General features: G+C 66.3%; 27 protein-coding genes and 1 pseudogene. 16 read left to right on the forward strand and 12 right to left on the reverse strand.

Going from position 1 to position 25,743, the window contains the following annotated elements; translation table 11 throughout:
* Positions 1–25: 25 nt before the first annotated feature.
* The 5 genes from OZ403_RS28565 to OZ403_RS28585 all read right to left on the reverse strand — a co-directional run bounded on the left by OZ403_RS28565 (position 26) and on the right by OZ403_RS28585 (position 4,571).
* Positions 26–211, reverse strand: a complete 186-nt coding sequence (locus OZ403_RS28565) for a CBS domain-containing protein (RefSeq protein WP_268782257.1) — start codon at positions 209–211, stop codon at positions 26–28.
* 13 nt (positions 212–224) lie between these two features.
* Positions 225–1,688, reverse strand: a complete 1,464-nt coding sequence (locus tag OZ403_RS28570; protein WP_140876721.1) for an RtcB family protein — start codon at positions 1,686–1,688, stop codon at positions 225–227.
* Between the two features lie 24 nt (positions 1,689–1,712).
* Positions 1,713–2,078 (reverse strand): archease, encoded by a 366-nt coding sequence (locus OZ403_RS28575; protein WP_140794493.1) that lies wholly within the window; start codon positions 2,076–2,078, stop codon positions 1,713–1,715.
* Positions 2,079–2,088: 10 nt separating this feature from the next.
* Positions 2,089–3,570 (reverse strand): MBL fold metallo-hydrolase, encoded by a 1,482-nt coding sequence (locus tag OZ403_RS28580; RefSeq protein WP_268782258.1) that lies wholly within the window; start codon positions 3,568–3,570, stop codon positions 2,089–2,091.
* 479 nt (positions 3,571–4,049) lie between these two features.
* Positions 4,050–4,571 (reverse strand): beta/gamma crystallin-related protein, encoded by a 522-nt coding sequence (locus tag OZ403_RS28585; protein ID WP_140794495.1) that lies wholly within the window; start codon positions 4,569–4,571, stop codon positions 4,050–4,052.
* A 169-nt stretch (positions 4,572–4,740) separates the two neighbouring features.
* Between OZ403_RS28585 and tnpA the strand changes: the two are divergent.
* Positions 4,741–4,890: pseudogene (gene tnpA, locus OZ403_RS39825) on the forward strand (IS66 family insertion sequence element accessory protein TnpA); the annotation flags it as partial.
* Between the two features lie 347 nt (positions 4,891–5,237).
* Here tnpA and OZ403_RS28590 read toward each other — a convergent pair.
* From OZ403_RS28590 to OZ403_RS28600, 3 genes are all read right to left on the reverse strand, one after another.
* On the reverse strand, positions 5,238–6,725 hold the full coding sequence (locus OZ403_RS28590; RefSeq protein ID WP_237079869.1) for a hypothetical protein: 1,488 nt from the start codon (positions 6,723–6,725) through the stop codon (positions 5,238–5,240).
* Positions 6,726–7,675: 950 nt separating this feature from the next.
* On the reverse strand, positions 7,676–8,932 hold the full coding sequence (locus OZ403_RS28595) for a hypothetical protein (protein WP_140796623.1): 1,257 nt from the start codon (positions 8,930–8,932) through the stop codon (positions 7,676–7,678).
* Between the two features lie 69 nt (positions 8,933–9,001).
* Positions 9,002–9,379 (reverse strand): hypothetical protein, encoded by a 378-nt coding sequence (locus tag OZ403_RS28600; RefSeq protein ID WP_268782259.1) that lies wholly within the window; start codon positions 9,377–9,379, stop codon positions 9,002–9,004.
* A gap of 25 nt (positions 9,380–9,404) precedes the next feature.
* On the opposite strand from OZ403_RS28600, the gene OZ403_RS28605 reads away from it, so the two are divergent.
* Positions 9,405–10,700: a M57 family metalloprotease gene (locus OZ403_RS28605; RefSeq protein WP_237077498.1), complete on the forward strand. Its 1,296-nt coding sequence runs from the start codon at positions 9,405–9,407 to the stop codon at positions 10,698–10,700.
* 1 nt (position 10,701) lies between these two features.
* Complete coding sequence (locus tag OZ403_RS28610; protein WP_161605180.1) at positions 10,702–11,109, forward strand: serine aminopeptidase domain-containing protein; 408 nt, start codon at positions 10,702–10,704, stop codon at positions 11,107–11,109.
* Positions 11,110–11,169: 60 nt separating this feature from the next.
* Here the strand turns inward: OZ403_RS28610 and OZ403_RS28615 are convergent, their stop codons facing one another.
* On the reverse strand, positions 11,170–12,195 hold the full coding sequence (locus OZ403_RS28615; RefSeq protein ID WP_328285472.1) for a serine protease: 1,026 nt from the start codon (positions 12,193–12,195) through the stop codon (positions 11,170–11,172).
* 401 nt (positions 12,196–12,596) lie between these two features.
* Here OZ403_RS28615 and OZ403_RS28620 point away from each other — a divergent pair, with 401 nt between their 5' ends.
* The 6 genes from OZ403_RS28620 to OZ403_RS28645 all read left to right on the forward strand — a co-directional run bounded on the left by OZ403_RS28620 (position 12,597) and on the right by OZ403_RS28645 (position 17,297).
* Complete coding sequence (locus OZ403_RS28620) at positions 12,597–13,160, forward strand: hypothetical protein (protein WP_268782261.1); 564 nt, start codon at positions 12,597–12,599, stop codon at positions 13,158–13,160.
* Complete coding sequence (locus tag OZ403_RS28625; protein ID WP_237080660.1) at positions 13,150–13,713, forward strand: hypothetical protein; 564 nt, start codon at positions 13,150–13,152, stop codon at positions 13,711–13,713. Before OZ403_RS28620 ends, OZ403_RS28625 begins: the two co-directional genes overlap by 11 nt.
* A complete protein-coding gene (locus tag OZ403_RS28630) occupies positions 13,710–14,531 on the forward strand; it encodes a phosphotransferase (protein ID WP_268782262.1) in 822 nt (273 codons plus the stop codon). The genes OZ403_RS28625 and OZ403_RS28630 overlap by 4 nt, the downstream gene beginning before the upstream one ends.
* A gap of 511 nt (positions 14,532–15,042) precedes the next feature.
* On the forward strand, positions 15,043–15,432 hold the full coding sequence (locus tag OZ403_RS39830) for a transposase (RefSeq protein ID WP_442929632.1): 390 nt from the start codon (positions 15,043–15,045) through the stop codon (positions 15,430–15,432).
* 120 nt (positions 15,433–15,552) lie between these two features.
* The gene (locus tag OZ403_RS28640) at positions 15,553–15,918 is read left to right on the forward strand and encodes a hypothetical protein (protein ID WP_418766509.1); all 366 of its coding nucleotides are present in this window, start codon (positions 15,553–15,555) and stop codon (positions 15,916–15,918) included.
* A gap of 107 nt (positions 15,919–16,025) precedes the next feature.
* Positions 16,026–17,297: an acyltransferase family protein gene (locus OZ403_RS28645; protein ID WP_237081487.1), complete on the forward strand. Its 1,272-nt coding sequence runs from the start codon at positions 16,026–16,028 to the stop codon at positions 17,295–17,297.
* A gap of 124 nt (positions 17,298–17,421) precedes the next feature.
* Here the strand turns inward: OZ403_RS28645 and OZ403_RS28650 are convergent, their stop codons facing one another.
* Together OZ403_RS28650 and OZ403_RS28655 are read right to left on the reverse strand one after the other, a co-directional pair.
* Positions 17,422–18,447, reverse strand: a complete 1,026-nt coding sequence (locus tag OZ403_RS28650; RefSeq protein WP_140794498.1) for a hypothetical protein — start codon at positions 18,445–18,447, stop codon at positions 17,422–17,424.
* Positions 18,448–18,693: 246 nt separating this feature from the next.
* A complete protein-coding gene (locus OZ403_RS28655; RefSeq protein ID WP_140799563.1) occupies positions 18,694–19,518 on the reverse strand; it encodes a HEAT repeat domain-containing protein in 825 nt (274 codons plus the stop codon).
* Positions 19,519–20,234: 716 nt separating this feature from the next.
* Between OZ403_RS28655 and OZ403_RS28660 the strand changes: the two genes are divergently transcribed.
* From OZ403_RS28660 to OZ403_RS28680, 5 genes are all read left to right on the forward strand, one after another.
* Positions 20,235–20,477 (forward strand): hypothetical protein, encoded by a 243-nt coding sequence (locus OZ403_RS28660; RefSeq protein WP_268782263.1) that lies wholly within the window; start codon positions 20,235–20,237, stop codon positions 20,475–20,477.
* 186 nt (positions 20,478–20,663) lie between these two features.
* On the forward strand, positions 20,664–20,930 hold the full coding sequence (locus OZ403_RS28665; RefSeq protein WP_140794501.1) for a hypothetical protein: 267 nt from the start codon (positions 20,664–20,666) through the stop codon (positions 20,928–20,930).
* A 563-nt stretch (positions 20,931–21,493) separates the two neighbouring features.
* Positions 21,494–21,931: a lanthionine synthetase LanC family protein gene (locus OZ403_RS28670; RefSeq protein WP_268782264.1), complete on the forward strand. Its 438-nt coding sequence runs from the start codon at positions 21,494–21,496 to the stop codon at positions 21,929–21,931.
* A gap of 83 nt (positions 21,932–22,014) precedes the next feature.
* Positions 22,015–22,275 carry a mersacidin/lichenicidin family type 2 lantibiotic gene (locus tag OZ403_RS28675; RefSeq protein ID WP_268782265.1) on the forward strand — a complete coding sequence of 87 codons (261 nt, stop codon included), beginning with the start codon at positions 22,015–22,017 and terminating at the stop codon, positions 22,273–22,275.
* Positions 22,276–22,594: 319 nt separating this feature from the next.
* Positions 22,595–22,918: a hypothetical protein gene (locus OZ403_RS28680; RefSeq protein ID WP_140794503.1), complete on the forward strand. Its 324-nt coding sequence runs from the start codon at positions 22,595–22,597 to the stop codon at positions 22,916–22,918.
* 267 nt (positions 22,919–23,185) lie between these two features.
* Here the strand turns inward: OZ403_RS28680 and OZ403_RS28685 are convergent, their stop codons facing one another.
* Complete coding sequence (locus OZ403_RS28685; RefSeq protein ID WP_255508193.1) at positions 23,186–23,320, reverse strand: hypothetical protein; 135 nt, start codon at positions 23,318–23,320, stop codon at positions 23,186–23,188.
* A gap of 274 nt (positions 23,321–23,594) precedes the next feature.
* Here OZ403_RS28685 and OZ403_RS28690 point away from each other — a divergent pair, with 274 nt between their 5' ends.
* Positions 23,595–24,728, forward strand: a complete 1,134-nt coding sequence (locus OZ403_RS28690) for an SDR family oxidoreductase (RefSeq protein ID WP_140799567.1) — start codon at positions 23,595–23,597, stop codon at positions 24,726–24,728.
* Between the two features lie 700 nt (positions 24,729–25,428).
* Entirely contained in the window at positions 25,429–25,692 is a 264-nt protein-coding gene (locus tag OZ403_RS39530) for a hypothetical protein (RefSeq protein WP_140794505.1), read from the forward strand.
* Positions 25,693–25,743 lie beyond the last annotated feature (51 nt).

Raw genomic sequence — 25,743 nt, forward strand, 5'->3', positions numbered from 1 at the left:
CCTCCCAGACAAGCGACGAGCGGCCTCAGGGCCCCTGGTTCCCCCGCACGGCGGCGGCAGTCTGGTCGAGCTCGGCGGCGAGGAGGACCCACAGGTCGTCCAAGGAGACGAGCCCTACCATTCGCCCCCGTTCATCCACGATGGGCAGCCGGCGCACGCCTTGCTGCCGGATGGTGAACTTGGACGCGGTGAGCGCACGCCTCCGGTCCAATGCAACCCGGCGCTCAGCCTTTCAACACCGCGAGCGGCACCAGCCGTGCCACCTTCCGCGCGATGCCAGCCGCCTCGACCACGTCCACCACCCGATCCACGTCCTTGTAGGCCAGGGGCGCTTCCTCCGCGAGCTCCGCATTGGAGGGACACTCCACGGCGATGCCCTGACGATTCAGCGCCGCGCGCAGCTCACTTCCCACCACCTGGCGTTTGGAAGCGGCCCGGCTCAGCCGCCGTCCCGCCCCATGGCAGGCGCTGCTGAGTGAGATGGCCTCGGCAGCCTCCTTCCCCACCAGCACGAACGACGCCGTGCCCATGCTTCCGGGGATGAACACGGGCTGGCCGACCTGATGGTAGGCCGCGGGCAGCTCGGGGTGCCCTGGACCGAAGGCCCGCGTCGCGCCCTTGCGGTGTACACAGAGGCGCTGGCCTCCATGCGGCTCCAACTTCGCGATGTTGTGGGCCACGTCATAGACGATGCGAGGCCACGCAGCGGAACGGTCTCCGAACCACCGGCGGAACACCTCGCGCACCCGGTGGGTGAGCACCTGCCGGTTGGCCCAGGCGAAGTTGGCCGCGGCGCACATGGCCGCGAAGTAGTCCTGCCCCTCCGCCGACGACAGCGGCGCACAGGCGAGTTGACGGTCCACGAGCCGGATGCCCTCGCGCGCCAGGGCGCGGTCCATGGTGCGCACCGCATCCGTGCAGACCTGGTGCCCCAGTCCGCGCGAGCCCGTATGGATGAGCACGGTGAGCTGGCCCTCGAACAGCCCGAGCGCCGGGGCCGCCTCCGAGTCGAGGACGCGCTCCACCCGCTGCACTTCCAGGAAGTGGTTGCCGCCACCGAGCGTGCCAAGCTGGTCATGCCCCCGCTCCTGGGCCCGGACAGAGACCTTGGCTGTGTCGGCGCCATCGAGGCAGCCTCTGGCCTCCAGGTAGTCGACGTCCTCCGGTGTTCCCAGTCCTAGCACGTCCACCAGATAGGGGACGCCCTCCGTGAGGACTCGGTCCATCTGCTCGGGAGCCAACGACAGGCGGCCATGCCGGCCGAAGCCTGTGGGAATGCTCCGAGCGAGGTCGTGAGCCACCTCCGGCAGGACCTCCTTCACGTCCTCGTGCCGAAGCCCGGTCGCCAGCAATCTCACGCCGCAGTTGATATCGAACCCGATGCCGCCCGGCGAGATGACGCCATCCGGCAACGCTGTACCCGCCACGCCGCCCACGGGGAAGCCGTAGCCCTCGTGCATGTCCGGCATTCCGATGGCGAAGCCCTGGATGCCCGGCAGTGTGGTGACATTGACGAGCTGAGGCACGCTCCGGTCCTGGACCATCTGATGGAGCAACTCCGAGTCCGCGACGATGCGGGCCGGTACCCGCATGTCCTCTCGGAAGCCCTGGCCCAGTTCATACAGGGCGGGCCCTATCTGCCGGATGAGCGGCTCGAGCTGCTGCGGGACCTCGGGAAGTGTCTCCATGCTTGCCTCATGACAGGGGGGGGCTCAGACATCGAGGACGACCGTGGCCGTGAAGCCGTCGTCGTGCTCGTGCAACTCCAGGCCATGGAATGTGGCGGCCTTCACAGCGGTCTTGAGCACGGGAGGCGAGACGCCGCGAATGTGGGCGCGCAGCGACCGCTCTTGGAGCGCGTCCACCACGAGGTCCGTGTAGACGCGCTTCGTCAGGTCCGAGCGGGCGATGAGCTCATTGAGCCAGTCGACAAGCAGGGCCTCGGTGTCCGCCGCCGCGAGCGCATACCCGGCCTCCTCGAAGAGTTCCGGGAGTCCCGTGCCTGAGATGCGGAGTTGACTCCATGACCGCCTCCTTCCCGCGCCCGAAGTGGAGATGCCCCCATCCGACGACAACATCGTTGACGGCTCACGAAGGCGACGGTGGAGAAGCGTCCTGCTCCTCTGTCCCCATGGAGCGCGTTGCTTGTTCGAACTCGGCCTCCGACGGCGGGCCTGTCCGCACCGGAAGTTCCAGCCGCCGCCATGCCGACATGCCGCCCAGCACGTTCGAGACCTGCTGGAAGCCGTTGCGGAGCAGGATGCTCGTGGCAAGTCCAGAGCGGTGGCCCGTGCTGCACACCACCGCGACCGGATGGTCCTCGCGCAGTCCCAGCTCGGAGAGGCACTCCTCCAGCTCTGTCACATACGCATGTCGTGCGCTCAGGATGTGGCCACGCTCGAACTCCGAGCGCTCGCGCACGTCGAGCACCTGGAAGCCCTCCCACTGGGAAAAGAGCGCCTCGGGCGTCAGCGTGCCGCTGCTCTTGATAGGCAACCCCGCGTTGCGCCATGCCCCGAATCCCCCCGTGAGAATGCCCTCCACCTGGTCGAGGCCGATGCGGGCCAGGGCCAGCACGGCCTCCTTCGAGTCCGCGTGCGCAGGCAGGACGAGGAACAGCGGCGTGCCCGGCTGTACCATCTGTCCACTGAACACGGACAACCCCTGCATCCAGACATTCAGCGAGCCCGGGATGTGCCCCCCAGCGAAGGACTCGGGCTCACGCACGTCCAGGACAAGGCCACTGTGACTTGCCCACTGAAAGCGTTTCGGCTCCAGGAAGGGGATGGCGGATGAACCCGCGGAGAGTGGCACGCCACCGCGTATGTTCACCTCCTCCATGCGCGAGAAATACGAAGGCCGGTGAAGCCGCTCCTGCACCTTGCGCTGGATGAAGTCGCTCCGGCTGGAGGTGAACACGGGGTTGTGCAGGCGCTCGAAGCCCAGTGTCGTCAACTCCCTGTCCGCGATGCCGCTGCCACACACCGAGCCTGCTCCGTGGGCCGGGAAGACCAGTGTCTGGTCGCCCAGGGGTAGGACCTTCTGATGGAGCGAATCAAAGAGGAGCGCGGCATTCTCGTAGACCCGCTCTGGCGCAGCCAGGTCCGTGCGCCCTGTCTCTCCAGCAAAGAGTGCGTCGCCCGTGAAGACGCCCCAAGCCTGGGCATGGTGGGGATCCAGGTAGACGGCCCAGCTCATGCTCTCTGGAGTGTGGCCCGGCGTATGAAGCGCCACCAGCGTCAAGGCCCCCAGGTGTAGCCGCTCTCGCTCGCCCATCCGCACGTCGGCATGGCCGGTGATGGGGTGCCGGCCAGCCACCACCTGCGCGCCTGCAAGGCGGGCAAGCGCGGAAGTGCCCTCAACGAAGTCTTCCTGGCGGTGCGTCTGGAGCACGTAGCGCAGCCGCAGCTCCTGCCGCCGCAACACGTCCAGGTAGACGTCGACATCACGCCGGGGGTCGACGACGAGCGCCTCGCCGTCACTGCCCAGGATGTAGGTGATTTGGGCAAGGCCCTCGGTCTTGATGGCCTGGAAGTACATGGCTCCTCCTCCGCTGAAGGTGGTCGCCATGACTGGAAAGAGCATCACGGGCACGATGCGTTGCCGCCTGCACGGCCCGCCGGGAGTCCGGCCAGGAGCGGAGCATCCTTCCCCTCTTCTGAGTTGCTACCGCACGCCTGCCTGAGTGAATGGCGTCCGTGGAATTTCCATCTCGCCTTCGCAACGCCGCGTGGAGGGCACCGCTGCTTTTCCTGGCAGGTCTCTCTCCATTCTCAGTGCTCGATCATCGGCGCGCTGGTGCCCGAGGACATACCAGGGCTGCCCTGGTACGCGGACGTGGCGCGTGCGCTCGCCGTCTTCGACTGGAGGGGCGAGCGCGTTCAGACGATCAGGGCACCAGCTCGGCCGTGAGCGTGAGTGGAGTCACCGAGTGGGGGTGGGGCCGCCCCCTGCCATCGTGGATGCAAGTGATTCGAGAGTCTCTGGGGCTCGAAAGGGGGGCGGCCCCCGCGGCAGGGACCGTCACCTGGAATGCCGGCGTGCCAGCGTCAGGAGATTCTGATGCTGGAGGTGTTGTTGTTCATCGCGCCCAGGGTCGGGGCGTCGGAATTCACGGGCAGCGTGTCGCCGGAGAAGTTGTCGTTCTTGAATAGGACGACCGCCAGGCCCTGCGGCTTCACCGAGCTGATGGTGTTGTTGTCGATGCCGTACCGCTCCAGCTCGGCCTGGGTGTACTGGCCAGGAGGCAGGTCCACCTCCTTGCCATCGAACTGCTCTTTGTAGAAGAACCTGGCCCTGGGCTGCACGGGCACGGATATGACCCTGATGCTGGAGACGTTGTTGTTCAGCGGGCCCAGCTCCTCGGCATTGGCCACCACTTCGATCTGGTCGCCGGTGAAACCATCGTTCTTGAAGAGGACAGCCTTCACGCCAGGCGGCACCTTCACCGAGCTGATGGTGTTGTTCTCGATGCCCAGCGCCTCCAGCTGGGCCCGGGTGTAGTTGCCAGGCGGCAGATCGACCTGTGCACCACCGAAGTCTTCGTTGGTAAAAACGGTAATGTTTGCCATTGCAGTTCTCCTCCTTTGAGCGGTCCCGGCCCATTCGTTGCCAGAAGCCGCCGGAAGCATTGGGCACCGCGCTCCGGAAAAGCAATCCGTCCACAGTACCGTATCCGTCCGGCCAAGAACGTGCTGAGAGGCATTGAGTGAGGAGTCGGCGCCGAGGACCCTGGCGGGAATGTCAAAGCCGGTGGAGAAGCAGGAGTGGTTCCGGGTCGCTGAAGCCTTCGAGGCGAGCGGACTGACGCAGAAGGAGTTTTCCCAGCATCGAGGCGTGCGGTTGAGCACGTTGCAGTCGTGGGTGTACCGGCGTCGACGACAGCAAGGCGAGAATGGCAAAGCGGTTCGCCTGCTGCCGGTGGAGGTGGCGACGACGCCAGCGGCGGCAGAAGCGCCGGGAGAGAGCCTCCCGGAAGGCGGAGGAGGCACCCGCACGGGAGATTCGTCGCCGACGTCCTGCTGCGCGTGCAGACACATCCCAACTCACGCATCGGCGAGCTGCTGCCCCACGAGTGGAAACGGCGAAGCGTCGCCGACCCGCCCGACTCACCCCTCCAGCCCAGCCTCTGAATCCTCGCGGCGTGCGTCGACCACGGTCCTCGTCCGTCGGCAACCGCTCACGTCACGTCATTGCCCGGACGGTTACACAGTACCGCGCGGGCGGGCCTGGGAGCGTCAGTTCGCGCCCAGGCTCCAGCGCTGCACCAGCTCCGTCCTGCGGGACGGGTCCTTCAGCAGCTGGTTGGCCCAGTGCAGGGGGCCGGCCCGCCGCACCATCTCGAACTCGGCCGCGAGCAGGGGGATGACCCAAAGCAGGTTCACGGGCGAGCCTGGAGGCAAGGGCACGGCGGGCCCCTGTGCGATGACGAAGTGGCGCAGCCCCAGGAGCGGGTCGGAGACGACGGCGATGTCGCCCGGCGCCCAGGCCGGCTGGCTGCCCTCGTTCGATTGCTTCAGCGTCCCCAGCGCCGACAGGGCCAGGGCGCGCTCCGGGCTGTGCGAGTCCATCCACGCCGCCAGTTCCTCATGGGTGGCACTTGAATCCCGCTTTCCGCTCGCCTGCGGCACCCGGCCGAAGCCATTGGTGACGACCGTGAAGCCGCTCTGGCCCAGGCGCGTGCGCACGAGTACCTCATGCGGGGGGAGCGCCTGCGAGGCCGGAGGTGCAATCTGGGCGATGGTGTCGCCCGGCAAGGCGCCTTCCAGGGCATGGCGGAAGAGGGCCTGGTACGTATTGACGCCCACGCTCGAGGAGAACGGCTTGCCCGGTGCCGACGCCCGCGCCCAGCGGGTGAAGGGCTCCGCGGCATCCGAGAGGCGCTCGAGCATCAGGCTGGAAGGCTCGCCGGCGCGGACCCGGTAGCTCATGGTGTCTCCGCCGAATGGCTCGGGCCAGGAGCCGGGCTGCACGCCCAGCGGCACCTCCAGGACCTCATCCGCGGAGAGCGGGCGGTTCTCACGAACCATGCGATAGGCGGCGAAGTACAGGGCCTCCCGGCCACGCGACGTCTCCCACGTGTCCCACTCCTCCGGTGCGAGCTGGAGATCCGGCAGCCCGAAGCTCTCCAGGCCGCGCAGCTGAAGGTAGCGGCTGCCCTGGCGGCGGGAGAGATCGACCCAGGCGCGGAACGGACGGTAGTCGGGGTGGGCCAGCTCCCGGAGCAGCCGAGCGAAGATCCTGGCGTCCTTCACGAGCGAGCCTGCCTGGTGCAAAACCACCGCCGTGCCGTTGAGGGCTAGGCGTGAGACCAACAGCGAGAAGACGCGCATCACACCGTCCTCTGCCCACGGGTCCGGCCTGGCGCCGCCTCGCATCGACTGCTCCTCGCCCTGACGCGGGGAGATGCCGGAAGCGAGCGTCAGGTAGCAGCCCTCCCGTGGAAGGTTCGGAAACTGCCGCAGGTCCAGGCCCTCACGGGGCAGGGGGCCGTTTCCCCTGAAGACACGCACGGTGTGCCGGCCGTTCGTGAGCCGGACTTCCTGGCCGACCTCCACGGTGAAGCCCAGCTCTGCCAGGCCCAGTCTCGAGAGCCACGCGCCTGGAGCCTCCGCGAGGCCGGGCAGGGGCTCCGCGAAGAGGACCGAGGCATGAGCCAGCGGGCGGGGAGGCGAGAGTCCCGCCGGGCCCTCGGCAATGGGGATGGCGTCTGGAGAGGAGTTCACGAGAGCGGATCGGGGATCGTGCATGAGAATGGGGACACAGGGAGCCTGGCCGGGCAACGGCAGCGCCTTCGCGCGGGGGCTCATCTCTCAACGCGCCAGAGCCCTCCGTCACTCCTGACCTCCTGAGCCGGAGTTGGGCCCCTCCGTGTGCCTGTCCCTGTCCGAGTGCGCCTGAGTCCGCTGTGCTTCGTCTATCCGCGGCCCGTGGCGACGCCGCGGGTTTCTTCAATCAGTCGGAGCAGGGTCGCCTCATCCAGGGAGTCCTTTCCCAGCCCCTTGCAGCAAGGTCTGACCCAGTCGGCGCTCTTCTGACGCATAAGAGGGATGGGGGCCTGTTGAGGGGGAGGGAGGGTGCAGAGGGGCCGAGGAGGGCCGCCGACGGGGCCGCCCGATTGGATGCTCCCGTCCGGTGGACAGGCCGCTTGAGCCCCTGGGGTACACGCCTGCCCAGACCGCGCTCCCTTCAGGTGCGTAGCAGGGGCCTGGACCTCTTGGCGCCTCTTGAGCCTCAACACCACGCGGCCTGGGGTGACCCTCGTGCCTAGGCCAACCTCGCACATGCCGTGGGCAAGCCCAGGTGCTTCTGAATTGCCCGCACCCCGGGCGCCCTGGTGTAGCCCCCTTCACGTACGCCAAGACCCTTGAACCTGCCTCCACACCTCACGCAGGCGTACACGTCGAAGTCGAACGTCCTCCTGAGCAACTCTGCGAATGTCCACTCGCGGTGTCCTCTCCTTCATCCGCTCCTTCCTGGCCGCGGCCTCAAGCCCCGCGCTCGCCTCCTACACACCTGCTTGAGGGAGCGCATCTCCACCACCAGCGACGCCGCCATGTCGCTGAAGATGCGCTCCGAGCGCGTGGCCGAGGTGGTGCGATCCTACCGCGTCTGAGCCACACGCCGGTCCGGACCAGCGAGAGGCCCACTGGCGATTCGCGTCGCGGAGGCTCCGTCAAGGCGCGAGCTGCTCGACGGAGGGCGCGTGCGAGATGCGGATGGCGGGGTTGTCCACGACATCGTCGTTCTTCACGCGGGTGCCCACCATGACCTGATACGGCGGTTCGTCCATGACGGGAGCGCGGCCGTAGACGATGAAGTAGCGTCCGCTCGCATACGCGACGTTCCCGAAGAGGAGTTGCCGGATCGCAGGGCCCTTGGAGATGGCGAAGCCGTTGCGGTCACGGACGTCCCCATTACGTTTCACCCGTGCAGCGCGAACACGGGCGGTGTCCGCCGTCAGGGCGCTCCAGGAGACGAGCACCTCGTCACCCTCGGAGGCAACCCTGGGCGAGAACTCCGTCGCGCTCGCGGTGGAGATGCGGATGCCCAAGGGGTCCAGGACGTTCGCAGACCCGCGCTTCAAGCGGGTGCCGTAGATGTCTGCCGAGCCTGAGCGTGAGTCGCTCCACGCAACGAAGAAGCCATACTTCGTCGCTGTCACGGATTGGTAGTTCTGGTTGCCCGGCGCAGCGGAGATGATGAAGCCATTTGGGTCGAGCACCGAACCATTGGCGCGGACCCTGGCGGCGAAAATGTCATGGCTGCCGTATCGCGTATCCGTCCATGCGACCAGGTACCGATCTTCTGACCATGCCACGGAGATGCCAAAGGAGAACTCAGTGCTCTGGGAGCGGGAGATGACCACTTCCTGGACATCCAGGCCCGGTTTGCCCATGTCGAGGGTGACTCCGCGAACCTCACGAGACACCGTGAGTCCAGAAGCAATCCAAGCCACCAGGCACTTGCGTTTGTGGCAGGCAATGCCGGGGGAGCCCACGGCATTGTGGTCGGTGGGTGTGAAGAGGGTGATAGGATCTCCGTCGAGCGTGCCATCCCGGTTGACGCGGGCAAGGAAGACTGATCTCTCCCCGGTCCAGATGACCAGGAACTGCCGTCCATCGAATGCGGTAGCGTGATAGTAGGCGTCCGGGCGGAGGTTGGGGTTGAGGTCGATGGCGTCGGGATCCAGCAGCCGGCCGTTCACCGACACGCGCGCGGCAACGAGCTTGCCTGCACGACGCCAGTCCGACCAGGCGACGAAGAACTGATTCCCGTCCTCGGCCACCTGGGCGTTGTTCGCGAAGGTGGGTGTCGACCAGTTCGGGAGAGGCCCTTGCCCCCCATTGCCGTGAAGCCCGAGCTCGAGGTCCCCCTGCGAACTCGGGTCTTCAAAGGCGGCTTCCGGTTCACCGCCACACGAGACGGCCAAGAACGCTCCGAGCAGCGCTCCTCGCCAAGTCCGTAGGCTCATTGTCTGTCCTTGCATGCTTCGCTCCCTTCAATCGCAATACGGCGACAGGTCCCATGGTTCGGGATTGACGGGCAACACCATGTGGACCATGACGAACGCGAGTGGACATCTGCGATAGACGTCAACGCTCTTGCGTTGCACCTTGAACGAATGAGAGGAACTCACGCCGCATGGCCAGCCGCGGTCCATGGCTCGTCCATGTCGCCATGAATCATCTGATACAGCTTTCACATCAAAGGACAGCGGCGATGGAACAATGGTTCTGGGAGTAATTGCATCTACGTAGGAACCGCCATTGACGAACAGCGTGTCCCTGATGCGACGCTCATCCCCCGTCTTCATGACAGGACTGTCAAACAAGGAGAAGGAAATGAAGCGAAGCAGAGGCGTTTCCCTGCCACGCATGGGATGGGTTGTCTTGGCTGCTCCGATGATGTGGGCATGCGGGCCCGAGGCACAGGCACCCGCGGCGCAGGAGGTGTCGCAACAGGATGTGCCGCGGGACGTGGTGAGCTGGGAGGAGTATCAGCGGAACGCGGCGCGTGTGGTGGATGGAAAGGAGCTGTACATCGTCGAGTGGGACCTGGCGCTGACGCGCGACGAACTCCGTGACAGGTACGACCGATATGTGGCCGCCGCGTCCACCGGGCAGGACGGCTCGGAGTCGCCTGGCCGCACGGAGTCTCCCCTTCGCGTCAACCGCGTCGGGAGCTCGGACGACATCTGGACTTGGGCGAACCGGTACAACCTGCGCTACTGCGTCAGTAATGCCTTCGGTACGAACAAGACGCGAATCGTGAATGAGATGGCGAACGCGGCGGCGAGCTGGGAGTACGTCGCGGACGTCGACTTCATCTATGACAGCACCCAGGACGCGAGCTGCACCAATGCGAACCCCGCGGTGACGTTCGCGGTGCAGCCGTGGACGGCCGGTGGTGCGTGTGCCTTCTTTCCGTCGGGAGGTGGCTGTATCCCGCGCACGGTGGTCATCGACATTCCCAGCCTGGACCCGGCGCCCCCCACCTCGCCGAATGTCACGACGGGAACCGTGCTCATCCACGAACTGGGGCACGTGCTGGGCTTCCGCCACGAGCACTCGGCTTCGTCGCTGAACCCCTGTTATGAAGACTCGAACTGGAGGGAACTCACCACCTACGACGTCGCTTCGACGATGCACTATCCCTGGTGCAACGGCGTTTCGACGGCCACGCTCAACCTCACGTACATGGATGCCGCGGGGGCCGCCGCCCTTTATGGCTGGCATACCAATGCAAACAATGGGGACCGCCGCTACCCGGCGGCGCACACCAATGACTATACTGCGGCGCTTCAGATGGGACAGTCGTTCCTCATTCCCTTCGCGGTGACCACGAACTTCGCGGAGGGGTGCTTCCTGGTGGGCAACGGCCCGACCGCCGCTCACATCCGCTACGGTGATGGCATGGCAGGCGCTGTGCTCGCGTCCGCGACGAGCGTCGTCAACACGGGGGTCCAGTGTGGCGTCAACTCCTCGTACACCTGGCACCGCGCCAACTTCCCGGGCGTAGCGATGTTCGCGAACAGCGTGTTCACGGTGGTCTTCGGCAATGGCACGCAGACGCTCCGCATGGCCATCAACATTGGAAATCCATACACCAGTGGAAACATGTGGGACTCATTTGGCGGCGGGCGCAGCCTGTCTCCTTGGGATGGGCGGGTCCGGATGGGGCGCCTGGGCCCTCCGTGAGTTGAGTGAACGGTGGGGCCGAGGTCCATGGCCCCCCGGTGGAGCGGGGAGGGCGCTCCGGCCTTCCTCGCGCCTCAGGTGTGGCACGCGACTGGCGAAGATCGTCGGCACGATTCTCCCCGGGCTGCCCGCGCGCTCCGCCAAGGCGCTCATCGCCGCCATCGAAGTGCTCGAGGGGAGGCTCCAGGACCTGAGACTCCCCCTGCTGGTGGTGCACGGGGGCGAGGACGTCATCACCTCCATCGAAGGCAGCCGCGCCCTGGTGGCGCAGGCCACGATCGCCGACAAGCGCCTCATCATCTACGAGGGCCAGCGCCACGACCTCGCGCACGAACCCGACGCGGAGAAGGTCATTGGAGACATCGTGGCCTGGGTGGAGGCCCACGTCCCGCCGAGCGCCGCCCCCTGACAATGGGAGCGGTCGCGGGACACAAGTCTCCCCCTGAAACCGCCCAACCACAGCGCATCATCAGTACCGCGAGCGGCTGTAGTCTCTGACCTGCGCTTCGATCCAGGGACGGAACGCAGAGACCCGGGTATAGACACCAGGCAAGCCCGGCCTCGCGCAGCCCACGCCGAAGCTCGTGATTCCGTAGAGCACGTATCGGCCACCGACCTGAGCGACCAACGGCCCTCCGCTGTCCCCCTGGCAGCTATCCTTCCCCCCTGACATGTACCCAGCCCCGAGCATCACATCGGGATCGATGATGATGCCTGCTTTCTTGTACGCAGTCTTCAGGGTCTCAGAGTTCACGGTGGGAACCCACACCTGCATCAAGATGGAGGATGTATCGTATCCCCCCTCCCTGGTAAGACCCCATCCTGCGGTCACCATCATCGTGCCATCCGGGACATCCGCACCCACCGACGAGAGCCCCACAGGGTTGAGCGACGTTTCAGCCAACGGGGACTGCGCGACCAGGTTGGGACGCATGCCAACACTGCTCGTGCCGCACGCAGCACCGCTCACCGAGAACGAATCCTCCGAGAGACACACAGGCTGTACCGCGGAGGTGAACTTGATGGGCTTGTCGAGCACGACAACCGCGACATCGTTCGCCGTCGTATCCGGGTCGTACTCTGGATGGTAGACAGTCTTTCTCGCGGCGACAACCTGCTGCGAGGGCGACGGGCGATTGAAATTATGAGCCCCAGCGACGACAGTCAATCCGGATGTTCCGTCGTAGACGCAATGGGCAGCCGTGACCACGATATCGCTCTCATCCTTGTTGCCAACCCTGATGAGAGAACCACCGCAGAAATGATCGTTGTATTGCTGCAGGCTGACAACCCACGGATGACTCCCAGGACGTGCCTCGACCCCTCCCACAATCGCCTGGTCCATGCGGCCCGTCGCTTCGACGTCCTGCCTCTCCAGCTCCGGACCACCACATCCCAACAGGCTGACCGTGACAACCACTCCACTCACGAAGCGCAATGCGCCCTCCTTGATCATGCGACACATGCCAAAAGCAAGCCACATGCCATGCCTCAACTAAAGGAATCCCGAGCGCATTCGACTCACGGCGCGCCGTTGACACGTCAGCGAGCTCTCGCAGAGACGGGATGACGCGTCAGCCGTCCATTCGTCGTGCCGCGCGGGCCGAAGAGCCAGCCTGGGTCACTCCTGAGTCATCTCCTGCGTCTGCTCGGACACACGTACGATGGAAGCTCTCCACTTGGGGGGCCTCCTGAGCAGCTCTGCGAAAGTCCACTCGCGGTGTCCTCTCCTTCATCCGCTCCTTCCTGGCCCCTGCCTCAAGCCCCGCGCTCGCCTCCTGCGCACCGGCTTGAGGGAGCGGAGTTCGGACGGGTCATCGGGCTGCGCGCACATCTCCGGGTGAGGGAGGTGTCTATTCATGGCAAGCTCCTCCGCGAGTCCTCCGAGAGCCCACCATGGCAAACGCATCCTCTCGCCCTTCCCCGCTGCTGAATCGCCCATCCCTGAAGCGCGTCCGGGATGCCGCCAACTTGCTGGCCTCGCTCGCACCGGGCGTGCTGTTCGTAATGGCGCTGCTGGTGGTGTCTCAGCAGACGCGATTCTCCTGGCTCGCCGAGCCCCGCCACTACCCCTGGGAGTTCTGGGTGGCGGGGCTGGCCGGAACGACGGCGACAGCGGCCGGCGTGGCGGACTGGCGCTACCACCGCGTGGCCCGGCTCCGAGTCGGGCCACGGGAGCACCTGGCGGAGTTCCTGGCGCTGGCTGGCGGAGGACTCCCCCTGTTCCTCTTGATGTGCGCCGCGTCGGTGGCGCACAGGCCCCTGATGTATCTGCTCCCCGTGCTCGTCGTCCTCATCGGGACGGTGGCCCTCATCTGCTACGACGAGTTCGTCTTTCACCGTCGGCGGTGCGACCGGTGGGAGGCCCTGCTGCACCGGACGCTGCTCGCCGGCCATGCGGCGGCCTTCCTCGCGTGGGCGCATTTCTGCTTCGTCCGTGAGAATCTTCATGGCGGATAGCCCATCCTCGCCATGGCAGCGAGGCATCGAGTTGCTGAAGCGCGCGGCCTGCCTCTACGACGCCCCCGGCTCGGTGCTCGCCGACGAGGCACGAGGCGCATGGCGAACGGGCTTCACTGGCGGCGCGGCGTGGATGGCGAACGGTCTGGCCCTGGTACGAGGTCAGCCCGCGGCCGCCGTGCCGTCCAACGTGGGTCGATGGGGCGCCCTCAAGTACGGTGGCGCACTGCTCTCCGCAGGAGTCGCCGGAGGGTTCGCATCCGGACTCGGGGCGCCTCTCGCGGTGGCGCTCGTAGTGGCGGGGCTCGCGTTCTATGCCGCTGAGGCCCAGGGGCTCTTCCTGTTCCCACTGCTGTTGGATGGCACGGAGCATCCTTGGCAGAGCGGACGCGTCCTGCTCCGCCGGGCAGGCGGCACGCCGAGCGCCATGGGAACGGTGCTCATGCTGGCCGGGGTGATGCTGCTCGGAGGGGTGGTGGGACGCGGATGGGTCCGCTGTTGGTGTCTGGGCTGTCTCGCGGTCGTGCTCTGGTACGAGGAGCTACGAACGTGAGCCGCGCGCGGTCCCTCCCGGAGTGCTGGAACCACGGACTCGCCCTCGCGATGGACGCGGTGCGCGTCAACACGGTGTCCCTGGAAGTCCGGCGAGGCGTCTCCCTCTGGCACAAGCAGCGACGCCTCGGCATGGGTGCGGTCATCCTCGTAGGCAATGTCTTCCTGCACCTATCGCGCAGCCGCATCCGGATGCATCCTTCAATCTCACGCTGGCGAGCTGGCGAGTTGGCCTCCTTCGCGCTCCTGCACCCGGGCCGCCTTGCCGAGCCTTGTGGCGGGCGCGCGGTTGCCCTGGAGGCCCTTCCAGGAGAGCGCCTCGACCGGCTGCTCCAGCAAGGTAGACTCACGCCGAACATCATGGAGGCCGCCGCGAGGGAATTGCACCGGGCCCACCGCCTGACGCTACCCGGCGCCTCCCGGGCATGGTCCCATGGGGACGCCCACCTGAAGAACCTCCTCTATGACGAGGCCGAGCAGCGCGCTTGGCTCATCGACTTCGAGACGGCACACGACACGAGCCTCGACGCCAGCGAGCGGCATGCGGACGACCTCCTCGTCCTCCTGCTGGACCTGAGAGGACGCGCGCCGCAGGAGCCAGCTCGCGCCCTGGCGGAGGCATTCCTCCGCGCGTACCCGGAGCAGACAGTCCGGCGGGAACTGATGTCTCGCCTTTGTCCGCCCCGAGGACTGGAGCGGGCACTCTGGAAGAGCCGCTCCCATCACCTCCCCGACGAGGCCCTCATCGACTGGCTGGAGTACCTGCGAGCAGTTGTCGCTGAAGCGGATGCCAGGGCGGCGGCACCGAGCGCCCCCTGACAGGAGTGTTGCCGCCCCGATGCCCCCCTCTCCTTCCTCCGTCGGCACACCAGTTACTCGCGAACTCACGCCGAAGCTCGTGCCCGAGAGGAGAGTCGCTCTCAGCGTGTCGCTGCATACGAAGCCGTCCGGCGTCGTCATCTGGCAGGGGAACCCCTGCTGAGAATCAGTCGCACGCTGGGGCTGGCGCGAGGAACGGTGCGCAAATATGCCGCCGCCGAAGCCTTTCCAGAACGCGCGGCGCGTGTGCCTGAACCGAGCATTCTCGGCCCTTGTCTGGAGTACCTGACGCAGCGGCAGGCCGCGGGGTGTGAGAACGCATGTGAACTCTGGCGGGAGATTCGCGCCCAGGGCTTTCGTGGCACATCACGTCAAGTCCACAGTTGGCTCCCAATGCGACGGACCGTTCCGCCTCGCTTCGGCGCACGCAGCTACCCCGGCGGCAATTTGGTGGTCGACGGGCACGCGCCCCGACGCGCTCGCCTCGCCGAAGCAATTGGCGTGGCTGTGCGTGAAGCGGCCCTCCGAGCTGACCTCCACGGAGGCCGCGGCATTGGCGCGCATCGAGCAGGACGAGGAAGTCGCGCGTGTCATCGCATTGACTCGGCAATTTTGTGAACTCGTGCGCTCGCGGGGCATCGCACGCAGAGCCGAGCCAACGAGGTCCTGTAGGCCCTTTGAAACGTGGCTGGGTAAGGCTCGCAAGTGCGGTGTGCGCGTAATTGAAACCTTTGCGAGGGGACTCGAACAGGACGGCGATGCCGTCCGGGCCGCGCTGACGTCTCCCTGGAGTAACGCCCAGGCCGAGGGCCAAATCACGAAGCTCAAGCTCCTCAAGCGTCAGATGTACGGCCGCGCCAGCTTCGACCTGCTGCGTCGTCGCGTGCTGCTCACCATTTGAGCCTACGGTCCACACGAAGTGCGGGAGAGCCACCGAAGCAGGTGATGCTCAGTTCGGATTACCGGGCGAAAGAAGGAACTGCTCAAGACGAGCGGTGGAAAATATGTCGCGCCGCTGAAAATCGAGGCACAGCTCAAGCGACACTCGCGCATCCAGGAGGCGGTCCTGATTGGCGATGGACGGAATTACTGCACGGCCTTGTTTGCGCTCGACGCTGAGATACTCGCCGAGATGGCTCGCCGCGAGGGGCTCCCGGCGGACCCGACCCACCCGCGAATCAACGACGTCCTGCAGACACTGGTCGCGGAAACGAACGTGGGTCTGGCGTCCTTCGAGTGCATCAAGACGTTTCGAGTGTCGCCCGGTCCGTTCTCGGTGGATGGAGGCGAACTCACGGCGTCGCTGAAGGTCAAGCGTCACGCGGTCGTTCGGAAGCACGCGGCGTTGATTGAGTCGATGTACGGAGCCCCGGAGTCGCAGCCGTAAGCGACTGTTCGTTGAGCCACCGTGCGAATGGTGCTTCGTGAGGCCCAGGGGCATCCCCCCGCTCAGCCGCAACGGTCTCCGCCCAAAGCACGACGTCCCGGCATCCCATGCATTCTTCCAACCGAGGCCCGGCGATAAACAGCGGGGCCCGAAATCAGGTGACGCTCCACTGGCGATGTCCCCTACCATCCAGCGAGTCCCCACCGCTGAGGCCGACTCCGCTGAACGCCACCGAACCCCGTCACCTCGCCGGCCTGGACCTGCTCCGGTGCCTGGCCATCCTCATCGTCCTCCTCTTCCACTACCCGCGCCCCGAAGGCCACGAGACCTACCGGATGCTCGCCAACTTCGGCTGGACGGGCGTGGAGTTGTTCTTCGTGCTGAGCGGCTTCCTCATCGGCTCTCAGCTCCTGGAGCCGGTGTCCCGAGGGGAGACGCCATCCCTGAAGCGCTTCTACCTGCGGCGCTCCCTTCGCATCCTTCCGCCCTATCTCATCGTAGTGGCCCTGTATCTCTTCATTCCCGCGTGGAGTGAACGCCCCGTGGAGACGCCCGCGTGGCGCTTCCTCACCTTCACGCAGAACTTCGGGCTGCGCCTGAACGGCTTCTCCCACGCGTGGTCGTTGTGCGTGGAGGAACACTTCTACCTGGTGCTGCCCCTCGCCGTCCTCGCGCTGCGCGGACGCGTTCGGGCTGCGCACCTGCTCGCGGGCGCGGTGGGATTGATGGTGGCCGGCATGCTTCTGCGAGGCGGCCTGTGGCAGCGCTACTTCTCGATGCTCGGACCGAGTGATGCCGGATGGCGAGGCTACGACACGCTCCTCTACTACCCCACGTACGCGCGGCTCGACGGGCTGACATGCGGCGCGTTGCTCGCGACGCTGCGCGTCTTCCGGCCCGCGGCATGGGAACGATGGACGCAAGGGTCCCGCGCCGGAGTCCTTGCACTGGTGGGACTCGGGTGCCTGGGAGGCGTGCTCTGGCTGAACGAGCAACACTTCCGATACCTGGCCCACACGATGCTCGCGTTCCCCCTGACGTCACTGGGCTACGCGGCGCTGCTCGTAGCCCTGGCGGGCCCGGCCGCCTCGCGTGTGTGCGCCCGCATCCCCGGCGCGAGGACCTTCGCAGTGTTGAGCTTTACCGTCTACCTCACCCACAAGGCCGTGCAGCACGGAGTCCGAGTGGCGCTGGAGCCCCATGGCATGGACGCATTCCACCCCGTCACGCTGCTGGGAGGCGCCGTGACGGTGCTGCTCGCGTCGCTCGCGCTGCACCACGGTGTGGAGCGGCCCGCGCTGAAGTGGCGCTCGCGGCTGGAGACGTGGCTCGTCCGCGAGCCGCTTCCCCAGCCCGCCGCCAGCGTTCCGCGGCCCTGAGTCCACCTGCGCGGCAACGACAATCATGCGCTGGACCACGGGGTCACCGGATGGACTCCCGACGGCCCAGGATGTGACGCGTAATCCGCTGCCCCTGCCCATCTTCGAAGCGGTTGCTGCGCCTTCAGAAATACTCGGGATGCTTAGCGGCCAGCATCTCCTCCAACGCGCTCACATCCTTCAGCAAGTGGTGGCCCGGCGCGATGTTCCTCGCAGCATCCCAACACAGCCAAGCCGCGCCCATGTCCCAGTCCGCGACGCAGATGTCTCCCAGCTCCGTGTAGGCCCAAGTGAAGAATGGATTGGCCTCAATGACCTCAAGCAGCAACGCGTGCGCCTCTTGGGGCTCATTGAGTGTACGGCGGGCCCCTGATTCGAAGCTCTTGAGAACATGCGCGTGGCGCCCCGCCGCCGCACGAAGCTCAACGAGTGTCGCGGCCATGGTGCTGGCTGCTGCGTTGTCGGAGGACCTCAACATGACCTCCCAGAAACGGCGCATGTCGGCGTCCGGAGTGCTTTGAATCGCCTCTCCCAACCCCGGTACCGCCTCACCGGTTTGCAACGTCAGCTCGAAAAACGCGAGCACGCTGTCGAGCATGCGGCCGGCGTCCACGGACTCCTTCGCTTCCATTTGCCGCCGCTCCCGCACCTGGGCGCTGTCCGGAGCGGCGCCGAGCGTCACGCGCTCCAGCGTGGCGTCGTCCGGAAGCCCGGGTCTTCCCTGCACCACGCGGCGGTAGCCCTCGAGCGGTATCCCACTGTCGGGCACGACGTTGGCGGATTGGACCCGCAACGTGATGGTGCTCCCGGGGAAGCCTCGCATGTCTTTTGCGCTGTATTGAATTTCGCGCGGCACGCGGCCCTCCGAGGCGAGCCGTTCGAGGATGAGAGGATGGCCGTGGTAGCGCTCACGGAGAAACTGGACGAAACGCCTGCCCAGGTCGGGCTCAATGCGGGTGCCTTCATCCGAGTACGAGAACAGCCGGCGTCCCTCCGCGGCGGCATACACCGTGTGCCCCGCTTCGGACTCCACGGAGATGTCTCCTTGCGGCTTTGGGCCGGAAAGGGCGGACCGCAGCAGTCCGCCGAGCCCGGTGCGCTTCGGCGGCGCCGCATCCGCGAGCGTTCGTCCCCGCGCCTTGTCGAGCACGGAGAGCTGATGCTCCATGATGACGGGCTCGAAGTCGGAGGTGTCACCCTGACCGGCCTCGATGACTTCGCGGACATGCTCGCGGTTGGACAACTCAAGGTGCCGAAAGCAGACGTTCGCGTACTACCGCACCCGTCGAGGTCGCGCCACCGACGCGGTCTACCTCAACGCGGAGGAGGACCATGTCCATGCCATGGTCGCTGGGCCCTGCTTACCGTCGTTGTCACTTGCGTCTATCCATCGGCTTCAGGCCAGCACTCTCTGCTCGAACTGGGAGATGACGTCATCCAGGACGCTCAGAAAGTAGCTATCCGCAGGAGCCTGTGAAGCACGGATGGCGAGGAGCAATGGATAGAAGCTCGGGTCGCCCGAAGACGCAGCGGCCTCAAGCGCGTACACCATCACTTGAGAGCCAGAAAGCGCCGCACGCACGGGCTCGACTGCGCGAGGGTCCTTGCGGGCCGCCAAGCCCACCAGTGCCTCCCCGAAAATCTCCGCGTCCTCTTCGCCGAGACGCGCTGCAAGTGCATCACGCAACTGCGGTGTGTCGACATCCTCCCGAAGGGAGGCCAGACCAAAGGTCGCCCAGTCCCGAACGTCGCGGTCCTCATCGGCCGAAAGCCGAATGAGTGCATCAACAGCTTCCGGCGCCTCCAAGACAGCCAGTCCGTGCACCGCGCCATAGCGCGCCTCGGCAATTGGATGACTCGCCAGATGGATGAGTTCAGAAAGGGCACGAGGCTCCCTCAGATGCCCCAGCGCAACACCGACAGCGAGGAGGACAGCGGGCTCCCTCTCCCGCCGGAGCTGGTCCAGCAGCGCCTCGCCGCACTCCGCCGGAAAGGCGGGGGTTCCACCTCCAAGCTGACCCAAGATGGCTGCGCCGCGCTCCCGTGCCTTCGCAGAGCGAGCACCGAGAAGTTGGATGGCAGCATCCAGCACGTCGCGCGTCCCCCGTCGGTGCAGCGCCCTGATAGCGGCCCAGGCGCGCTCATCGTCCTCGTCACCCTCAAGTGAAGCTTGGATGAGCGCTTCGGTGCTTCTCTCTTCGCCATCGTCGAGATGACTCATGGTGCCCCCCTGTGTACTCCGCGAGTACCGGCCGCCAGAGTGCGGCCCAACGTACACCGCTCCTGCCCTCCCCCCGAAGCGGCCACACAGGGGTACGCATAAGAGGGATGGGGGCCCTGTTGAGGGGGAGGGAGGGTGCAGAGGGGCCGAGGAGGGCCGCTGACGGGGCCGCCCGAGTGATGCTCCCGTCCGGTGGACAGGCCGCTTGAGCCCCCTTGGGGTACACGCCTGCCCAGACCGCGCTCCCTTCACCCCATGCATTGAATCTGGATTCTCGGGTGGCTTCTGCACCAGCAGCAAGTCTTGCTACTGCTACTGAACCGCCTCGCCTGAGCTGAATGCCCCGCGGCTGAGCGCTGCCCGCGCTCACCGCGCGGGCCGTTTCCAGGGCAACGCGCTGACCTCTGGAGCCACGCGTGACGAACCCCATCGAATGCCACGTCTCGCGGGCAATGACCATCCGCTGCATCTCGCTGGTACCCTGCCACGAGGAATGACCACGTTCTTTGGCCACTGGAGCGGCGCCCTCCACTACCGCGAGCGCTTCTTCATCATCGACTCTTTCAGGGGCTCAGGGCTGTTCCAGCCCAAGCCGCATGGACTGCGTCCCCAGGTTGTCTCCATCCCCGATGTCGGACGCTACCAATGCACCTACGGCGTCTCGGATGGAGCCCTGTACCTCGAACAATTCCGATCTTCCCGAGCCCATGCGGGAGGTGAGAAGGCACACCGCCCACACCGCCATCTGCTGGCACGAGGTCCACGAGCTGCGCTTCCAGGAAGGTTGCCTGACGGAAGCACGGGATGTGTCCGAGGCCGCCGCCCGCTTGCGCGAGGAACTGGCCGTGGAGACGAACGAGCCCGGAACCCCGGCCTGGAGCGAAGACCTCCAGCGCCGGCTCGGGTGTCTCTTCCACCTGGACTACGGTGGGCTGATGCAGCCTCGTGTCCTCCGGTGAGCAAGGCCCCCGTCACGGACGCTCTGCTCACCGCGCGGGCCTGGCCCCGGGCAATGCGCCTACCTTCGAAGTGGATGATGTGTCGGCGGAGGCTCCTCTGCGATGGGGCATTCTGACTTCAAGGAGGGTTGAGCTCACCCCACACGGTCAGGTAGACGACAGATCCCCCTTTGATTCGGAGGAACCTTGTTCAAGTCGATGATCCTGGCGGTTGCGGTGTTGGGACTGACGGCATGTGGCAGCGATGACTCGGAGCAGAGCGCCGAGTGCAAGAAGTACCTGGCCTGCATCAAGGCCACGACCCCCGAGATTCAGGCCACCGCCGAAGTGACCTACGGCGCCGACGGTTCCTGCTGGAAGACCGACGAGACGGCCAGGGTCTGCACTGCCGCGTGCACCGACGGCCTGACGCAGCTCCGGGGCCACCACCCCGACGCGTCCGCCTGCAAGTAGGACGGAGCCCTGTAAGGGCACCCTGGCCGCGCACACGTTGCGCGGCCAGGTGCAGGACTTCAGCCCAGCAGCTTGAACGTCTCGCGGGCAAGGGTGCAGAGGGGCCGAGGAGGGCCGCTGACGGGGCCGCCCGAGTGATGCTCCCGTCCGGTGGACAGGCCGCTTGAGCCCCCTTGGGGCACACGCCTGCCCAGACCGCGCTCCCCTCAGGTGCGTAGCAGGGGCATGGACCTCTTGGCGCCTCTTGAGCCTCAACACCCCGCGGCCTGGGGTCGCCCTCATGCCGGGGCCAACCTCGCACATCCCGTGGGCAAGCCCAGGTGCTCCTGAATTGCCCGCCCCCCGGGCGCCCCCTTCACGTACGCCAAGGCCCTTAAGCCTGCCTCCACACCTCACGCAGGCGTACACCTCTAAGTCGAACGTCCTCCTGAGCAACTCTGCGAAAGTCCACTCGCGGTGTCCTCTCCTTCATCCGCTCCTTCCTGGCCCCTGCCTCAAGCCCCGCGCTCGCCTCCTGCGCACCGGCTTGAGGGAACTGGCCTGACCTGCGCGCCGACACGGGCGTGCGCGGCGGTGACGGGCCGGCCTTCATGTGTGGCTGGTGCAATGGCGCACCCGGTATCGGACTGGCACGGCTCGGCACCCTGCCGCTCCTCGATGACGCCCGTGTCCGCGAGGAGATTCAGGCCGCGGTGAACGTCACGCGCACCACTGGCTTTGGCTACAAGCACGGCCTGTGTCACGGCGACCTGGGCAACGTCCTCTTCCTGTTGGAAGCGGCGCGCGTCCTGCGCGACGACGCACTCCTGCGGCACACATACCGGCTTGCGGGCGGCATCCTCCAGGACATCAACGAGCACGGCCATCGGCACGGGCTGCCCGAAAGCATTGAGACACCGGGCCTGATGGTCGGGCTCGCGGGCATTGCCTATGGCCTGGCCCGCCTCGCGGCACCGGAGCGGGTGCCAGACATTCTCGCGGTGGCGCCCCCCATGGGGTGATGCGGCCCGGACCTCGACGAGTTCCGGCACCGCGAGGGTTGGCGGCCCGGTGGCTGTCCCACACAACCCATGAGGACGACCCCATGAGCGACAACAACAAGAGCCACATCCTCCGCGCCTGGCGTGACCCGGACCACTACGACAGCCTCTCCGACGCGGAGCGTGCCGCGCTGCCCGACAGCCCCGCCTCCGTCCTGGAACTGGACGACCCGACCCTGGCCTTCATCACGGGCGGGGACGGCGCGTCCACCTGCCCCAACACGCCCCCCCGTCAACACCAAGACTTGTCTCGGGACGGTCTGCGGGAGAATCGCCTGCTGCATCTGAGCGGCGACCCGCGATGACGTGAATCTGGAGCGACTCACAGCCCTCCAGAACGCGAACGAGCAAGCGCCGGGGGAGCGGCGGGGCGCGGCCGCTCTACCCGCACAGCTCTGGGTGTCCTCAAATCCTCTCTGGAACCTCATTGGTGACACAACGCGCAAGACACACCACCTACCTCCAAAAAGCAGACTCCCACAGCGCCTCTGTCCCACACACCCTGAGCCCTGAAACCATCCACATATAAAATCTGGATTTTCTTGATTTTGCGGTATTTGCAGAATATCACCAGCCATTAATGGAGCATCCCATCCGAGGCTCCATTGCGAAAGGATCCACCACATGAAGAAGCTGTCTTTGATCGCGATGCTAGGACTCTCAACCGCGCTGTTCCTGGGCTGCGGGGGCGCTCTCGAGGACCCCAACCAGGAGGACGTATCAGCCACTCCGCAGCAAGAGGCGTCTGAAACCAACACCAGCATTGAGGGTGACTCGCGCACCGTGACGGCTTCTGCCTATGGCTGCTGCGCGTGGTGCTGGAATCGCGAACGGTACCATCTGGTCGAAGGTGTCGTCTCCAATTGTACGGATCGTGCTCGGGACTACTGCGCTGTTGCAGGTCGTGGCGGTCTCTTTGATGCCGCATGGGATTACTGCAGCCCGTAGCGTCCCTGGCGATACGACATCGGTAACTTGACGGGTTGGAGCCTGGGTGGTGCAGCCCAGGCTCCTCTCCCAGTCAGTGCCCACCTCTGACTCGACTTTCGCCATTTTGAGGGCGAAGGAGCCAGCAGTGCGAGGTCCCAGGCGAGCGCGAATGCCTCAAGAGCGCGGCGAGGCACGGTGACGTCGGATGGCCACGTCAGAACGAAACGGAAATGGATGCGATTTCGCGCCTCGCGCGGCGGCGACGCTCCCCTCCCCTCCCCTGCCCTACTCCTTCGCGAACACCGCCACCTGGCGCTCGGCGCCGGAGAACGGCAACCGGTACGCCCGCGAGGACACGACGCGCAGTTGCCGCTCCGCTGCGCGCGCCGCCGCCTTGATGAACGCGACCTTCTTCCCCACCGTGTCCACCAACGTGACGCCCAGCGACAGGCACCCCAGTCACCCGTGAAGGCGCGCGCGCGTGCCGTGCCTACTCGTAGCGCGGGTCGTCGGACACGCTGCGCGTGGACTGCCGCACGACAATGCAGCCGGCGGCGCCGCAGCCCTGATGCCGGTTGCCGCCCCCGGGGGCGGCCGTTCGGGTTCCCGGCCGCTCCGGGGCCCATGTCGCATCGCACATGCATCCCGTTTTGGATGTGCTAAGAACTCAGGCCGACTCGCCAGGAATCATTGGATGACCACCACCCGTCGTGACCTGCTCAAGTTCGGTTCGCTCGCCGCTGCCTCCGCAGCCCTGCCGGGTTGGGCAAAGCCGTCCAAGGCCATCAAACGCGCGGCGAAACCGCTGAACATCCTGATCCTCGGCGGCACCGGTTTCACCGGACCGTTCCAGGTCAACTACGCACTGGCGCGCGGGCACAAGGTGACGCTGTTCAACCGCGGCAAGCGCCCGTCACCGGAATGGCCGAGCGCGGTCGAGCAGCTGTTCGGAGACCGCAATACCGGCGACCTCAAGTCGCTGCAAGGTCGCAAGTGGGATGTGTGCATCGACAACCCCACCAGCCTGCCGTTCTGGGTGCGCGATGCCGGCAAGGTGCTCAAGGGCAACGTCGGGCATTACCTCTTCATCTCGACGATTTCCGTCTATGCCGACGGCAGCAAGCAGGGCATCACCGAGGACGCGCCGCTGGCGGTGTATGCGGGCAAGGACGCGATGGCCGAAACGCAGGACTCACTGAAAGCGGACATCGAGCACCTGTACGGTCCGCTCAAGGCGTTGAGCGAGGCCGAAGCGCGCAAGCAGTTCGGCAAGCGCGTCACCATCGTCCGGCCTGGCTACATCGTCGGCCCGCGCGACGAAACCGATCGCTTCACGTACTGGCCGCACCGCGTGGCGCAGGGCGGCGAGATGCTCGTGCCCGGCGATGGCTCCGACCCGGTGCAGATCATCGACGGCCGCGACCTGGGCGAGTGGATGATCCGCCTTGCGGAAGCGGGCACGCTTGGCACGTTCAATGCTGTTGGCCCGGCGAAACCGCTGAGCACCACGGCCATGCTGAAAGGCTGCGAGCGGGTCACCGGCAAGAAGCCGACGTACACGCATGTGTCGCCGGAATTCCTTGAGGAGAAGAAGGTTGAGCTGCCGATCTGGGTGCCGTCAAAGAGCGGGCCCTATGCGGGCTACGGGGCGGTCAGCAATGCCCGGGCGATGGCGGCCGGGCTCACTTACCGCCCCTTCGACACCACGGTGACCGATCTGCTTGCGTGGTTCCGCAGCCAGCCGGCCGAGCGCCAGGCGACGCTGCGTGCCGGCATCACGCGGGAGCAGGAAGCGGCGCTGCTGAAGGAGTGGCACGCCAAGCTCTGAAGCACGGGGTGGTTGGCGCATTGCGCCCTCGACGGTGCGGGGCAACTTCAGCGGGTGTTGACCGGTCAGCGCGCGCCTGGCCGCCGCTCACGGGCCTGTCCCGACCGCTGAGCCTCGGCATCGTCCCGAGGGCTAGAGCCCTTGCGATACTCCGTTGGGTTCGCGCTGCTCGAATAGCGTGCTCCCAAAGGGTGGTCCGAAGATGGTTGACGTATCCGAAGTCGCAGGTCCCTCAGGTCAGGCGTCGGTCGCGAGTGACGACCCGAGGAGCGAAGCGCGTGAGTCCTCGACGGGCGTCCAGTCGCTTCCCTGGGACAGGCGTGCGGAGCTGGGCCTGGGGAAGGCTTTCCGCCTGACGTGCAAGGAAGTGATGCTGCGCCCCGCCACCACGTTCGGAAGGATGGAGCCGGAGGGGAGCGTGGGCAGTTCCCTGCTCTTCGCGCTGCTTTGCTTCTGTGTGCTCTATCTTCCCTCGGGCGGGCTCTACACTCTCCTCGGCCTCTTGAATGTCCTCGGCTCCCCGTATGGGAGCTTCGACTCCTTCTCTTTCCGTCTGCTCGTTGCCCTGCCTCTCATCATCCTGGGGGTGGCGGCTGTGCTATCGCCGGTCGCGACACTCGTGGTGTCAGGGGTCGAGCACCTGTTGTTGAGGATGGCCGGAGTCCCTGGTTCGTTCCGCATGACACTGCGCAGGCATGTCATGTCCCAAGGGGTCTCCCTGGTGGGCCTGTTGCCTTTCTTCGCGCTGCCAGTGTCGCTGGTCTGGGCCACCGGGGTGCGTGTCATGGCGTACCGGAGCCTGTCCCGCTCGGGCTGGGTCAGGGCCTCGGTCGCCGTGTTGCTGCCAGCGCTCGTCATGGGCGGCCTGGGCCTGTGGGGCTATCGCGTCGTGACGGAGCCGTGGGTCGTGCAGCAGGAGTCCGCCTACGAGGGCGACGGAGCCCTCTGGGGGGAGGGCCACTGATGGCTGCCGAGAGCGGGGCGCGCATTCCCTGTCCCAGGCGGGCTCGCTGGT

The organism is Myxococcus sp. NMCA1, from assembly GCF_026810205.1.
Taxonomy (GTDB): Bacteria; Myxococcota; Myxococcia; order Myxococcales; family Myxococcaceae; genus Myxococcus; species Myxococcus xanthus_A.